Raw genomic sequence first — 14294 nt, 5'->3', positions numbered from 1 at the left:
ATCACCATGTTTGAGCTCAAATTTTTCGTATCTTAACGGTATTGGGGCAAGCCCCGCACGTATAGATCGTTGTTATTGTTGCTTTTTCGAGAAGGAAGCGAGCGCCCCATTACGGGACGCTCATATGATTATTATTGTTGTTGTTGCTGGGTTTGTTCGGGATAGGTGGCATGGGGATACTCGTAGGGATTATAGGCGGGCGGTTGGGTAGGAGCCTGTTCAGCCGCTGGTGGATCGGCGCGCCTGGCATAGCCTTGCTGGTAGGATTGATACTCTTCTGGCTGGGCGGCAGAAGGCTGCTCGGTTGGACGGTAATAAGGTTCCTGGGTACGCGAAGGCTGATAGTATGGTTGCTGCTGCCGCGAGGGTCGGTAGTATGGTTGCTGTTGTTGTGGTCGATAGTATGGACTGGCAGCCCGACGTTTGGGCGCGAAAATGAAGTAGATGATGGCCCCAAACACATGGGTAAAAAAGATAAAGGCCAGCCATAGGAACTTCGTTCCTCCACTAAAGGCTTGATTACGCAGACAATGCCACAGTGCCCATAACCAGAGGAGGGTCGGCACTACAGCAAAAATCAACTCGAAAAGATGTCCCATGGCCTGTCCCTTTCATGCATTTATCGATGGCTTTTCAGTAATATGTTCATAGCATTTGTTGGTCCTATAGTAGCATGGATAGGTAAGTAAAACAAATTAGCTACTCATAAATATCCACCTTAATAAAGTGGGACATTATTAACAGACTTAAGCTTGTCGTTGGCGCCTGCGGCGCCGGGTTGGGAGGGTGGAGTGTGTGTGGTGGGTGGTCGCCCACCACACACACTCCACACATGAAAGAATGTCCATCGTATCGCTGGCTCGTGATCTCTGGGCGAACATTAAAAAAAGTACTGTAGAGTGCATATTTACATATTGAATTAACTATATTATAATATAATCATGTTATGCAGCTAGTAAAGATTTAAATTCCTGGCTGCCAACAAAAGTATCCATCCACCGACAAGAAAGTAAAGATCACATGCCAGAGATCGAGAACACCGAGCAGTCGAACACAAATACGTATAATAGCTATGCTATCGGGGATATCCACGGCGAGGTAACGCTATTAAAACGCTTGCTGGCTTCGCTCCCCTTGCGCCCAGAAGACCATTTGATCTTTTTAGGTGACTATGTAGATCGTGGCGAGGATTCTATTGAAGTGATCAGGACGTTGAAGGAGCTACCAGAACAGTATGAGCATTGTTTCTTCTTACGTGGCAATCATGAAGATGCCTGGTTGGAAGTCTGGGACGGGACCGCTTTCCAGGAGCAGCCACTGATGCCGGGTGCGCGTAAAGTCTGGGAGAGCTGTGATGGGCAGATTCCCGCTGAAATCGGGGAATGGATGAACCAGACGCGCATCGATTATGAAGATGCCAACGCTTATTATGTGCATGCTGGCGTCCTACCCGGCAAACCATTCTGGTCGACCGCCCATTTTCTAAGATGTGGGGGGCGAAAGGTTTTATGGAGCGCGATTATGACTGGGGTAAGACGGTGGTCTTTGGCCATTATGAACTGGACAAGCCATTGGTTGGTAAGTATAAGATTGGTATCGATACCGGGGCATGGCGCACCGGTACACTAAGTGCTGTACGTTTGCCCGATCGCCAGATCTTCCAGGTGCTGCGTGAACAGACTGCCAGGCAGTAATCGACCAGTGCTGTGAAGAAGTAAAAGCATATATTAGCAGAAAAAAGGCTTGACAATTCATTGAGCTTCGTTTATGCTAAATATAGAATTTAGTTAGAAAATCACTTAAATGAGGAGTTGACTCGTATGCCCGACTGCCGCTAATTCTGTACCGCGTCCTTTCCTGGATGAATGTGTGCCAGTTTTTTTCTCTACACGATCTCTTGAGAGCCTATAGGCCAAAGAGAGGTTATCGTGTATGATCACGAAAATCTGGCAGGTACAGAAGGCATGTCTCAGGCGAACTACGGTCAACTCTGAGCCATCAACCCGGCGATCTGCCTTTTTCCGCTGATCACCCTCTATCTGATGTCCTCACAGCTACCCCTCAGCCAGTAGATATGTATAGCGGCAAATAATCTTTGAGCTCTACTTTGCCATCTTCTGCCCCCCTACGCTATACCACAGCGTTCGCTTCCTCTCCTGGGAAGGAAGGTTTGCGGTCCTCACTTGAACACAGCTCAGTGAACCTTACGTTACGAAAAACTTTCTACCAGAAAAGGATGCATGGTGAGTTTGCGACCCTTTCGACGCTACTTCGAGCTACTGGCACGCTATCTGCGCCCACAATGGTTGACGACGCTATTGATGGTGCTACTCTTGCTGGCCAGCATCGCGCTACAATTGATCAATCCCAGGATTCCAGGTTACTTTATCGATACAACCGTCAAGCAAGGTCTGTCACAGATGTTGATCTGGGCGGCCCTACTTTTCCTGGCGATCTCACTGCTCAACCAGGGCTTAGCGGTGGTCTCCTCCTACCTCTGCGAGAAGGTCGCCTGGACGGCCACCAATGCCCTGCGTAGCGATCTGCTGGCGCATGTGTTGACGCTCGACCAGGCCTTCCACAAAAGCCATACCCAGGGCGAGCTATTGGAGCGCATCGATGGCGACGTCAATGATCTCTCCAATTTCTTCTCCAAATTCGTAGTGCATATGCTTTTTCATCTGCTACTACTGCTGGGCATGCTGGCGGTGCTGACCACCATCGACTGGATCTTGAGTGTCAGCATGGGGCTGTATTGCTTGCTGGTGATTGGCGCCCTGACCTGGATGCGCCGCCCCACCGTGGATCGCTGGGTAGTGGCACGGCAGGCCAGCTCAGAATTCTTCGGCTTCCTCGGCGAGTCACTGGGAGCGGCGGAAGATGTGCGCGGCAATGGCGGCATGAACTACATCTGGCGCCACTTCTACCAGCGCTTCTACCGCTGGTATAGCACTACCTGTCATGCCGGATGGTCGGGCGCGACCCCCTGGATTATCTCACAGGCGCTCTTCACCCTGGGCAAAGTGCTGGGACTGGTCCTGGCCGCCTACCTATGGAGCGTGGGCATCGCCTCACCCGGTACCGTCTACCTGATCTTCGTCTATAGTGCCCTGCTGATGCAGCCACTGGACCAGATCCAATGGCAGCTACAGGATCTTAACCAGTCTGAAGCATGCATCCGGCGTATCGATGGCCTGTTTCAAACACGCTCGGCCATTCAGGATGGCCCGGGTACGGCTACGCTTGCTCCAGGAGCACTCGCGGTCTCGTTTGAAGAGGTCTCTTTCGGCTATACGAAGGACGAGCCGGTAATCCAACAGATCTCGTTTCAGCTGGCTCCTGGCCGGGTGCTGGGGATTATAGGACGGACCGGAGGCGGAAAGACGACGCTCTCACGCCTACTGTTCCGCATGTATGATCCACAATGCGGGCGCATCTGCGTGAACGATGTGCCATTACCGGAGTTGCGTCTCAGGGATCTGCGCAGGCGCATGAGCTTGATCACACAGGATATTCAGCTCTTCCAGGCTTCGGTGCGCGATAATCTGACCTTCTTCGATCGCTCGATCAGCGATGAGCGCATCCTGGCGGTGCTGGCCGAAGTGGGCTTACAGACCTGGTATGAGGCCCTGCCCGAGAAGTTGGAGACAAAGCTGGGTGCGGGCGACCACGGACTATCCGCTGGTGAGGCGCAATTGCTGGCCTTTGCGCGCGTGTTCCTGACGCAGCCAGATCTGGTGATACTGGATGAGGCTTCGTCGCGCCTGGACTCAATAACGGAGCAATATATTGAGAAGGCGGTGGATAAACTTTTTAAGCAGCGCACCGGCATTGTCATCGCCCATCGCCTGGCCACCATCCAGCGCGCCGACGATATCCTGGTCATTAAGGATGGGCGCATTCTGGAGGCTGGTCCACGGGTCGAGCTGGCCGCGGATCCCACTTCCCATTTCGCTCGCTTGCTACAACATGAGTCAGGAAGGATTCCTGTATGAATATAAAGTTGCCCATGCTGCTCGGTAGTTTGTTGCGCTACCGGCTCTTTTACGAGGTCAGAGCGGTGCTGCTCTCCTTTATCGCCAATGCTGCAACGGTTGCCTTTGGCTTATTGCTACAGCAGCTCTTTGATACGCTCTCGCAACGGCCACATTTTGATCTGCGCCTGGGCCTGCTGCTGCTTGCACTCTTTCTGTTAACCATGATACAGATGGGGATGCAGTTTATCGGCTTTGACAACACGCTCAAGGTCCATTATCCGATCCGTGGCCTGCTGAGTCGCAATGTGCTGGCCTATATCTTCAGGCAGCCAGGGGCCAGGGCTCTGTCGGTAACGCCGGGCGAGGCACTCAATACCTTGCGCGATGATAGCGAGACCATCGCTTATACGCCGGGTATTGGTCAGATAGGCGACCTGACCTTCGCGCTGGTGGCCCTGGCGATCTTATGGCGCATCGACGCCCTGGTTACCCTGGCGGTACTGCTGCCACTATTGCTGGTGATCGTGCTGGGTCGCCTGTGGATGAAGAGCGTCGCCAGCTATCGCGAGGCCAGCCGCAACGCCACCGGACAGGTCACAGGGATGGCGGGCGAGATCCTGGGTGCGGCCCTGGCGATCCAGGTAGCGGGCGCTGAACAAGCGGTGATCGAGCACTTCCGTCGCTTGAGCAAGCATCGCCTGGTGCAGATGCTGCGTGAGCGCCTGCAAAACGATGCGGTCAACGCGGTCCTGGGCAATACCGTGGGCCTGGGCACCGGACTGGTACTGTTCCTGGCCGCGTTGAGCGCCCACTCGGCCCATCTAAGTATCGGCGATATCACGCTCTTCATCTTCTACATGGAGTACATCACCGGCACGCTCACCAATCTGGGCGCAAGCCTGGGGAAATATGCCCAGACACGGGTCTCGCTTGGGCGTATGCTCTCGTTGATGCAGGTCAGGGATCACCAAGCACGCTTACTGGTCGAGCGCCACCCGGTCTCGCTAAAAAAGCAGGCCCTGACAGTGAAAGAGATACGTTTGGAACCTCAGAGCGATACGTTAGAACTGGTAACGGCCACACAACTCACGTATCATTATAGTGCTAGTGGAAAAGGGATTGAGAGGGTCGATCTCCGATTACCGCGAGGCACTTTAACGGCGATTGTTGGCAGAGTTGGCTCAGGTAAAACGACGCTGGTGCGTACGTTGCTGGGCCAACTAGCGCGACAAGAGGGCGAGATACGCTGGAACGGCAGCTCCATCCAGGACCCGGCTGACTTCTTTGTGCCGCCGAGGGCAGCCTATACCCCCCAGGTTCCACACCTCTTTAGCGATACGCTGGAAGAAAATATACTACTCGACCAGCCGGAGGCAAAGGCACAGCTACAGCAAGCGATCTACCAGGCCGTACTGGATCAGGATGTAGCGACGTTTCCGCTGGGAGTACAGACAGAGATTGGAAGTCGAGGCATGAAGCTTTCGGGCGGACAGGCCCAGCGCACGGCGGCGGCCCGCATGCTGGCACGACCGGCAGAGCTGTTGGTGCTGGACGATCTCTCCAGTGCCCTGGATGGCGAGACAGAGCGGCAGTTGTGGGAACGCCTTTTTAGCAGGCGCGATCAAACCTACCTGGTGGTCACGAACCGCCGGCCAGTCCTGCAACGCGCCGACCGGATCATTGTACTCAAAGATGGCAAAGTAGAGGCACAGGGCACACTCAACGAGCTATTGAAGACCAGTGCCGAGATGCGCCTGCTCTGGGCCGATGTAGACGGACAGGATCACACCTAGTCGGCCTGCACCAGGGAGGCTGTAACCCGCTTCTCGGCTGTAATCTCTTGCAGCTTGACCACCACCTTTTGGCTACGATGATAGAGATCAGCCGGGTGGGTAATGTAGCCAGACACAACCTGGTCCACAGGGATCAAAGCCAGAACTCCACCCAGGTCGACATAGACACCCTCGTCGGCCAGGGCGGAGATGGTACCCGGGCAGGTATCACCAGGCGCAAGTTTACTGAGAACCTCGTCGCGTCGCCGGGCATAGGTCAAGGAAAGAAGCAACGTATCCTTATTCTTCTCCATGATCATCACCGAGACTTCTTGTCCCGGCTGCACAACTTTCCAGGGATCAATAAAGCGCTGTTGCCCGGAGATGTGGTGTGGCAGAATAAAACCTTCAACGCCACCCAGGTCTACACTGGCGTGGCGGCCATGAATAGTGGTAATTCTGCCCTTACAGATATCGCCCGGTCGCAAACGGCTCAATAGCTGCTGCCGCTGGCGGCGCCGCTCAGGAGTGTCGGGATGGGTAGTAACAATCTGTTGCGAGAGGGTAAGAATATGCAACTGGCGATCAACCGCCTGCACCGTAACCAGGATCTGCTGTCCCTTGAGCGCCTCCAGTTGTTGCTGGACCAGCTCCTCCTCCGACAGGTGTTGCTCATCAACAGTCAGTTCAGCCACGCGCCAGGTAAAGCCCAGCACGGCATTCTCGATGGTGCCCTGAATGCCGTTGATGTCTACAATCAATTGACTCCCTAGCCACTCTACAATACGCCCAACCAACGGTCGACCATTCTTATAATGCTCCTCCAAAAGCGACCATGTATCTTCTGGCAGTGGATTCACGTCTGCGTGCTCTTCAGACATTGTGCACCTCGTTTCCTACAGCACATCAAACTGCATGCGGCAAACCTTTATGTATTATCAAGTATACACTGCTTTCAGCACAGAATCCTCATAAAAAAGTTGAAACACCCTCGATTGTCAATAGAGCCTTTATATGACGGACATAGATTAAGGCTGCAGGGCAAACACAAACTTTTCTAAAGCATCCGCGACGCCATCTTCAGTATTGGTCAAGGTCACATAATCTGCCACTGCCTTGACCTCTTCATGGGCATTCCCCATGGCGACACCCAGACCAGCAAAGCGCAGCATCTCTAGATCGTTATGGTTATCACCAAAGGCAATCACCTCTGAAGGCTGGATATCCAGCAAGCGCGTAATGGTTTTCAGCGCGTTAGCTTTCGAGACCTCGGGATGCAGGAACTCCAGCCACTGGGCGGCGGTCTGCGTGACATACAGCTGGTCAGCAAAGAGCCTCTCAAGCTCCAAACGCTTCTCCCTAAGCGTCTCCGCATCGCCATAAGCGCCTATCTTGATGCAGGGCTGGGGATAGACCTCTACAATATCCTGTACCGACCGTACAGGCACATCGGCCAGGTACCAGTTGTGGCGATCATATAGAGTTTTTTCAGCATAGAGCTGCTCACTGGTATAATAACAAAACTGTAGATCTAAACGGCGGGCCGCCTCAAGCACAGGCAATATATATTGTTCAGGTACCAGTTGTTCGTGTACAATAGTATTTGTGCGCGTATCGATAATGGTAGCTCCATTACTGGTAATCAAGGGCGCGTTAAGCGTGAGCTCCCGATCACAGAATGAACACTATAGGGCACACGGCCCGTGGCAATTACGAGACGCATCCCGGCGGCCAGTGCGCGTTGCAAAACGTCCAGTGTACGCGGTGTGATAGTATGCTGTGGGCTCAAAAGGGTGCCATCCAGGTCAATTGCGAGGAGACGATACATATTTTTGAGTAACTCCTGATAGATATTTCTGTGGCTATTCTTAATTACCACAACTTTAGTATACGCCTTTTTGCTTGCCAATTGAAATAGCAGAGCTTCTTTTTACAAGGGATAAAAAATCAAAAAAGAGGATATATATGCAACATTGGATTTGTGTGACCTGTGGCACGCAGTTTGCCGCTAGTAATGAAAAGCCGGATTCCTGTCCGATCTGCCTGGACCAGCGGCAGTATGTCGGACCCCAGGGCCAGCAGTGGACGACGCTGGAAGAGATGCGTGGCAGCGGTGAGTATAGCAATACCATCAAACAGCATGAGCCAGACCTGGTCGGTATTGGCACCACGCCCAAGTTCGCTATCGGGCAGCGTGGCCTGCTGGTACGCAGCGAGCAGGGCAACGTCTTATGGGACTGCATCACTTATCTGGACGATGAGACCTACGCTGCCGTAAAAGAGCTGGGCGGCATCTCGGCCATCGCCATCTCCCACCCGCACTACTATTCCTGTATGATTGAATGGTCGCAGCGCTTCAATGCCCCGATCTACCTGCATGCCGACGACCAGCAATGGGTGATGCGGCCCGATGAGCACATCGTCTTCTGGACAGGCGAAACCCATCAATTGCCCGGCGACATAACCTTGGTACGCCTGGGTGGCCACTTCCCGGGTGGGACCGTGCTGCACTGGCCGCAGGGCGCCGACGGCAAGGGTGCCCTGTTATCAGGAGACATCATCACTGTCGTCGCCGACCGCCGCTGGGTCAGTTTTATGTATAGCTATCCCAATCTGATCCCGCTGCCAGCCGCCGAGGTCGCCCGCATGCGCGATACCATCAAGCCCTACGCCTTCGACCGTATCTACGGCGCCTGGTTCGACACCATCGTCCATGAGGACGCCCACAACGCCGTCATGCGCTCGGCCAACCGCTACATCGAGGCCCTGCAGACCATCCTGCCCATCCAACAAGGCTAGCTTCACAAGCTACACGCGCCATCACGCAGGCAGGGTACGCATCTGCTTCAAGCTGTGCGGCGCCTGATAGTGACCTATACAGGAGCTATTTCACGAAACACTTGCTGAATGGCAGCAATGACGAGATTGGGCTGTTCGAGCTGAATATAATGTCCGCTCTGACTTGCTATAACAAGCTTGCTGCGGGATGAGAGTTGGGCTAATGCTGCCTGCCAGGACACTCCCGGAGGAGTTGGTAAAGCATGGAAAAGGACCACTAGCGGCAGGCTCCCCAGACTCTGCGCCGAGGTACGCACCTCATGGGCCGTCTCGCCAAAAGCCGCCAGTTCATCGGCATAGGTGCGAAAAAACTGTGGTTGGGCTTGATAGGCTTTCAGTGCGGGAAGCACAGCTGGAGCATACTCATTGAGCGTGCTGGAGTGCTCCAGATTGAGCTGAAGAACTAGCCGTGGAATGCCAAATAGCGCCAACCACCGATCAAAGTAATGATCCTGTATATCTTGAGCAGCGGGGAGCGGTTGATTTTCATAGCTTGGATCAACGAGTACCATACCAACGACCTGCTGTGGATAGGTACTGGCATAAAGGCGTACATAAAGCCCGCCCAAAGAGTGCCCGACCAGGATGTAGGGGCCGGCAATATGCGCTTTCGCCAGTAGCGTGTGAAGTTCAGTCACAATCTGCTTGCCAGTACGAGGTGTCTGGCCAACCTCGCTCCCACCATCGCCTGCCCGATCGTAGGAACAGACGCGGGTAAAGGTTGAAACGGCGGGTTGCACTTTACTCCAGACGAGGGTGGTATCGGCAAGGCCAGCTTCAAGGATGACCGTCGGACTCCCTGTCCCTGTGCAATCCAGGTGCAGCTTATACCCTCCCACATTGACCATTTGCCCAACAGGTGGAAAGTGTTGCCTGTCAATAATAGTTGCTAGCGCTTGATAGAGCGCTCCTGTACCCGCAAGCGAAACCAAAATGATCATTCCGCTGAGAAGGACACATAGGAGCCTTGCGCCCCTGTTTTTTTTGTTTTTGCGTGGAGAGGGTAACGAGCCAGGCTGTATTTCAATCAATGGATCTTGCATGCTAACATTCTCCTGGAAAATGGATATACTAACGCCGCTTATCGATCAAACTGCGCCAGCGCCCTGGAACGAATATGCATTCGAGATCGTTACCATCAGGAACCAGCGGGGCCAGATCATAAACTATGTCCTGGTGGGCATGCATAGTGACATCTCAAATCAGTTACAGCACCTGTTAAACATACTCCTGCTTATCACTCCACTTATACTGCTTGTTTCCAGCATAGGCGGCTATTGGCTCGCTTCCAGGGTGATTCGCCCTGTGCAGACGATTACGCGTACCGCGCGCGAAATGAGCGAGACCGACCTGCATCGACGTCTTAACCTGCACCGCCGCGATGAGCTGGGCGAGCTGGCGGCTACCTTTGATCGCATGCTGGATCGTCTGGAAAGAGCATTTGCACGCCAACGACAGTTTACGGCTGATGCCAGCCACGAGCTGCGCACCCCGCTCAGTATCATCAACACCGAGGTCGAACACATGCTGCAACGGCCACACACTGCCGAGGAATATATTCAAACCCTGGAGGTTGTCCAGCAGGAGAACCAGCGCATGACCCGGTTAGTCAACAATTTGCTGACCCTGGCCCGTACGGATAAAGAGCTGGTAATGTTGAAACGCGACCAGGTGGATCTCAGTGAGATTATCGTTGATGGGGCGGAACGCCTGGCCGCCCTGGCACAACAGAACGGGATCGAGATTTTCCTGTCTGGCCTGGATGAGATCCTTGTCCGGGGCGATCAACTCTATCTCACCCAACTCTACACCAACCTGCTGGAGAACGCCATCAAATACAGTGCAGGCATTGGCAAACGCGTCGATGTAAGGCTTGAGCGTCAAGAGAAACAGGCGCGAATACAAATCAGCGACGAAGGACCCGGCATCGCGGCAGAACATTTACCATTTATCTTTGAACGCTTCTATCGCGCAGATCAAGCCCGCACGCATCAACAACCAATTAACGGAGTGAACGATAGCATGGGTAGCGGGCTTGGTCTCTCTATCGCCCGCTGGATTGCGCAAGAACACGGTGGCTCGATCCAGGTCCAATCCTCTCCCGGCCAGGGAGCAAGCTTTGAGATTTCGTTACCCCTCTCCTCTCCTCCGAAAATGCATGAAATGCGATGAGTGACAAGAAAATCGCATAGAAGCCAGGACGCAGAACATACCATCCGACGCTCTGATATACAATTCTCAAGATAAAGGAAGTGATGGAATTCCAAATATTGCAATTTGCTAAAATATGGGGTATGCTGTATGTAGCTTGTAAAATTAATTACAGGTCACATCCCTCTTAACTCATGTTCCCTTTACCAGCGTGGCACCCAGAAAGCAGCTTCGGCAGTGGACCAGGATTTCCAGCGTGGTCGCGTTTGCTGCTCGTCACACGATACCTGTTTCCCTCTAACCAAACAGTAGCAATCAAAGATATATTTAGCGCGCGAGCAGGATGTATATCTGAACAATAAACATAAAGGACATCGTGATGGAAAACTTTATTAGTCCACTTCTTTTCAGCATGGTCTTATTGATGTATCTCTGGTTTTATAATGCGCGCTATCGCTTTCAGGAGGCACGAGCCGAGCAGCAGATTGCTCATCCACTTCCTCTTATAAGCAGGTAGCATGACTAGCGTCCAGGAAAGGAATAGGATGGGATTATGGAAGAACAAAAATTGCAAGAGATGGCACTGCAAGCTATTGGCGAATATATGATGGGTCATATCGCGGGTATCATGGAGATGGTGCAAGACAAAAGTTTTCTGCACCAGGATGAGGAACTGGATGAAGAGACGTTGACCGCGATTGAAAAACGGGTAAAAGCTATTGCAGAAGCGCTCACTTACCAGTCTACCAGGCAGGGAATACCTGCAGGGTCACAGGCAGAGAATCTGCAGGTTAGAGAAGCGTTCAATGAGCTACTTGCCAGCGTATCTGATTCAAGCGGGAACAAATAACAATGAAGCTAATTCCTGAGCAGGCAATACAGGAGAGATGGGACGCGCGGTCCCACCTCTCCTGTACTATCACCAGCTTTACCCAACCTCTATGGTCCATAGCAATGCGCCAGTGTTCTCGCTGAAAGCACCCATGGAGGCCTTGCGAACAGCCGGTCCGGCAAAGGGTTGCCAGTCTACCAGATAAATTCGTCCATCACCGGTGGATAGCTGTGGGGTTGCCATCATCGAGTAATCGAGCTGGCCTTTATTCCAGGGTATATCCTGTTGCCAGAGCGTCTGTCCATCTTTGCCCCCAATGGCCAGGATTGTCCTCTTGAGAGGAGGCGTGCTCATTGTCCTGGGTGTGGCAAAGACATTTACGAGCAGATAGAGATTTCCATGATCCAGCACGAGATTTCTGGTATCAAGCATTGAGAAACCAGAGTTATTGTTGGCTAATTGCCTTTTCCAATGCATAGCACCAGTAGCACTATCAATCGCGTAGACATCTGCAAATCCACTCTTAGTGCTGGTAAAGAGATATAGCATATCTGGAGCGAGCAGGAGGTGGGGAGTATTGTAGTCTCCATCGAGCTGATATTCCCACAGGTGCGCCCCGTCACTGCTGCGTAAGGCGAGAAAGCCTGTTCCTTGAACGATATAGATAATCCCCTTGCCAGACACTACCTGATCTGGATAGAAATTGCCCCCATTAAAGCTTTGTTTCCACAGCAGCTTCCCGGTAGCAGCATTCTCGACCAGTAACTGATCATCTATCTGTATATAAAGCGTCTGCTGTTCACCCAGCAGGGAATTAACCTGGCCAGTAAAGGTCTGAGACCAGAGAGGGGCACCAGTTTTTGCCTGCAGGCCATAAACTTTATACTGGTTTGGTGCAGCCTCACAGGCGAAGTAAACAGTGTGATTGAGAATGAGTGGAGGGGTCATGTTGACATCTTGACCACAATCGCTCCATTTCCAGAGTACCGCTCCATCACCGGGGCGTACAGCATACATGACCATCGCACCTATCCCCTGCGTTGGCGCCGGCCTGACAGCCATATAAAGGGTGCCATCGGCAAGCTGGGGATTATATACTTCCACATCACCAAGGTCTTTTAAGTACTGCCTGACAAAGGCACCCGTATCGGCACTGTAGACGCTAGTGTTTCTATACAGGTTGCCATTTAGAAAAAAGGCTGGCGTCGGGCTGGGCAGTCCAGCAGGGCCACCCGGATTTGACCTGGCAGGCGGTACAGATGATACCGCTTCCGGTGTGATATGGTAGACTGGCCCTGCAGTATTTTTCACCACTGGCCCTCCGCCCTTTGGCGTAACTGGACCTGGTCCAGCCTGTCCTCTTAGCGCAGAGATGCCGAGTAGTCCGGCGGTAACCACTATAATGAGCGCCGCCGCGATCAGGGCCACAATGTTTCTTAAGGTTTTGCGCGCTCGCGGCCGCTGCATACGCAGCGGGGCGGCAGAACTGACACCTGATTGAGAGTTAAACATATGCTGTATTTTTGCTCCTTCAGCCGCAGACTTATGAAATCCTGGTAACGCAGGCAGCAGATCGGGAGGGGTTGCCGCTGGCAGACAATCTTGAATCAGACCGGCCAGATAATGATAATCCTGATAAACCTGGGTACAGCCAGCGCAGGAGGCCAGATGAAGCTTGAGCTCAGCTTGCTCTGCGGGTGTCAGATCGTCCGGATGGAGGGCGGCAAGCTTTTCAGCCCAGGCAGGACAGGCTAACATTTGCATATCACTACTCATATTAATGCTTCTCCTCCATTTTCTGCTTATTATCCCCGAAAATTGTTTATAGAGCTGACGCACCTGAATACGTCCACGGCAAATATAGCTACTGACACATTTTTCAGTGATCGAGAGCAATTGTGCGATCTCACGCTGTGAAAAGCCCCACTGGTCTTGCAGGAGCACGCACATACGGTAGCGAGGTAACATCGCCGCCAGCGCTTGCTCAATACATTCTTTCTCGCTCACGCATATCTGTGGGTCCACAATCTGGGGCAAACGCGCCTGAAACTCCTCATGGGTATCATCCTCAAAGGGGAAAAATTCGATGATCACTTTATGGCGCAGGTAGTCGATGGCGACATTGGCCGCAATGCGCTTAAGCCACGGCCCGAATTGCAAATCGGCGCTGGTACCTGGTAAGCCATTCCAGGCCCGCAAAAAGGTCTCTTGAAAGAGATCATTGACATCTTCTTTCTCGCCGACCAGGGAATACAAACGCCGCCAGATGAACGCTTTATGCCGCTGATAAAGCGCTTCAAATGCTAGCTGGTCTCTGGCCTGTGCTCGTCGCACTAACGCAGCGAGCGATGCTGAATCTTCAGGATCAGGCGTAGGACTGGTATCAAGGACAGGCTTAGACATACACACAACTCCTTCCGCAGCAGAGGCATTGTTCCCTCTACCCACTACAACGCTTTGGTGCAGTCTAAACCTGTAATCACTGCCTGCAATTCAAAAACGCAAAAAGAAGCTCGAACTCACAAGGATTGAAGTTGCTCTGGCTTCGCCTCATCTTCGAGCAGCACGATGGTGCCGGTAGAACCATCCACGCGGAGCAGCTGGCCATCCTGGATGTGCTCGATCGCTCCTGCCACGCCGACCACTGCTGGTATGCCATACTCGCGGGCCACCACCGCTCCATGCGATATCGATCCGCCCATCTCCATTACCAGGCCTCCCGCG

At 52.9% G+C, this 14294-nt stretch carries 12 protein-coding genes and 1 pseudogene; 7 read left to right on the top strand and 6 right to left on the bottom strand.

Annotated elements, in window-relative coordinates:
• Positions 1–131: 131 nt before the first annotated feature.
• The gene (locus EL645_RS37645) at positions 132–599 is read right to left on the bottom strand and encodes a PLD nuclease N-terminal domain-containing protein (RefSeq protein ID WP_126557500.1); all 468 of its coding nucleotides are present in this window, start codon (positions 597–599) and stop codon (positions 132–134) included.
• 421 nt (positions 600–1020) lie between these two features.
• Here EL645_RS37645 and EL645_RS37640 point away from each other — a divergent pair, with 421 nt between their 5' ends.
• The 3 genes from EL645_RS37640 (at position 1021) to EL645_RS37630 (ending at position 5770) form a co-directional block, all read left to right on the top strand.
• Positions 1021–1629: a metallophosphoesterase family protein gene (locus tag EL645_RS37640; RefSeq protein WP_126557499.1), complete on the top strand. Its 609-nt coding sequence runs from the start codon at positions 1021–1023 to the stop codon at positions 1627–1629.
• A 620-nt stretch (positions 1630–2249) separates the two neighbouring features.
• Positions 2250–3995, top strand: a complete 1746-nt coding sequence (locus EL645_RS37635; RefSeq protein ID WP_246035715.1) for an ABC transporter ATP-binding protein — start codon at positions 2250–2252, stop codon at positions 3993–3995.
• Complete coding sequence (locus tag EL645_RS37630) at positions 3992–5770, top strand: ATP-binding cassette domain-containing protein (RefSeq protein WP_126557497.1); 1779 nt, start codon at positions 3992–3994, stop codon at positions 5768–5770. The genes EL645_RS37635 and EL645_RS37630 overlap by 4 nt, the downstream gene beginning before the upstream one ends.
• Here EL645_RS37630 and EL645_RS37625 read toward each other — a convergent pair.
• Entirely contained in the window at positions 5767–6630 is an 864-nt protein-coding gene (locus EL645_RS37625) for a S1 RNA-binding domain-containing protein (RefSeq protein ID WP_126557496.1), read from the bottom strand. The two genes, EL645_RS37630 and EL645_RS37625, sit on opposite strands and share 4 nt — an antisense overlap.
• A gap of 147 nt (positions 6631–6777) precedes the next feature.
• A pseudogene (locus EL645_RS37620) lies at positions 6778–7511 on the bottom strand (Cof-type HAD-IIB family hydrolase); the annotation flags it as partial.
• A 203-nt stretch (positions 7512–7714) separates the two neighbouring features.
• On the opposite strand from EL645_RS37620, the gene EL645_RS37610 reads away from it, so the two are divergent.
• Entirely contained in the window at positions 7715–8548 is an 834-nt protein-coding gene (locus tag EL645_RS37610) for an MBL fold metallo-hydrolase (RefSeq protein WP_126557493.1), read from the top strand.
• Positions 8549–8622: 74 nt separating this feature from the next.
• Here EL645_RS37610 and EL645_RS37605 read toward each other — a convergent pair whose 3' ends face one another.
• Positions 8623–9519: an alpha/beta fold hydrolase gene (locus tag EL645_RS37605; RefSeq protein WP_161978026.1), complete on the bottom strand. Its 897-nt coding sequence runs from the start codon at positions 9517–9519 to the stop codon at positions 8623–8625.
• A 109-nt stretch (positions 9520–9628) separates the two neighbouring features.
• Between EL645_RS37605 and EL645_RS37600 the strand changes: the two genes are divergently transcribed.
• From EL645_RS37600 to EL645_RS37595, 3 genes are all read left to right on the top strand, one after another.
• Positions 9629–10759, top strand: coding sequence for a sensor histidine kinase (locus tag EL645_RS37600; RefSeq protein WP_161978025.1), 1131 nt, complete (start codon positions 9629–9631; stop codon positions 10757–10759).
• 358 nt (positions 10760–11117) lie between these two features.
• Positions 11118–11255, top strand: coding sequence for a hypothetical protein (locus EL645_RS39880; protein ID WP_161978024.1), 138 nt, complete (start codon positions 11118–11120; stop codon positions 11253–11255).
• A gap of 36 nt (positions 11256–11291) precedes the next feature.
• A complete protein-coding gene (locus EL645_RS37595; RefSeq protein WP_126557490.1) occupies positions 11292–11588 on the top strand; it encodes a hypothetical protein in 297 nt (98 codons plus the stop codon).
• 78 nt (positions 11589–11666) lie between these two features.
• Here the strand turns inward: EL645_RS37595 and EL645_RS37590 are convergent, their stop codons facing one another.
• Positions 11667–13973 (bottom strand): sigma-70 family RNA polymerase sigma factor, encoded by a 2307-nt coding sequence (locus EL645_RS37590; protein ID WP_126557489.1) that lies wholly within the window; start codon positions 13971–13973, stop codon positions 11667–11669.
• A 116-nt stretch (positions 13974–14089) separates the two neighbouring features.
• On the bottom strand, positions 14090–14278 hold the full coding sequence (locus EL645_RS43630) for a PEP-utilizing enzyme (RefSeq protein WP_246035714.1): 189 nt from the start codon (positions 14276–14278) through the stop codon (positions 14090–14092).
• Positions 14279–14294 lie beyond the last annotated feature (16 nt).

Source organism: Dictyobacter kobayashii, assembly GCF_003967555.1.
In the GTDB taxonomy this organism is placed as follows: domain Bacteria; phylum Chloroflexota; class Ktedonobacteria; order Ktedonobacterales; family Ktedonobacteraceae; genus Dictyobacter; species Dictyobacter kobayashii.
The sequence above is the reverse complement of the archived record's forward strand: the minus strand, read 5'-3'. Positions and strand labels throughout refer to the sequence as shown.